Origin of the sequence: Paraburkholderia sp. SIMBA_054, from assembly GCF_046534875.1 — a bacterium.
GTDB lineage: Bacteria > Pseudomonadota > Gammaproteobacteria > Burkholderiales > Burkholderiaceae > Paraburkholderia > Paraburkholderia hospita.
In genome coordinates, this window is the sequence record NZ_JAWRXV010000867.1 from 1 (window position 1) to 268 (window position 268).

At 45.9% G+C, this 268-nt stretch carries 1 protein-coding gene; it reads left to right on the top strand.

Going from position 1 to position 268, the window contains the following annotated elements; genetic code table 11:
• The coding region (locus SB822_RS57595) for a hypothetical protein (protein WP_410859173.1) at positions 1 to 268 on the top strand (268 nt) is incomplete at both ends.

Here is a 268-nt window from a genome sequence, read left to right on the forward strand (position 1 = left end):
CTTGAAAATACCGCCAGTGAATATTCCTTGCTTGAGCTTCGTGACCGGATAGCAATCGAGAGGCCGGACAACTCCCGGGTTCTGAATATTGCAGTTTCTGCAGGAGATAAAAATGAAGCTGCTGCAATAGCGAATGCCCTTGCCTTCAGTTTGCAAGAAGAAGTGACAAACTTATTGAAAGTAGACAATGTGAGCGTCATCTTAACAGCGGGTACATCCGACGATGCGCTCAATGAAAACAGCAGCTTGAGTGTTCAATTGTCGCTTG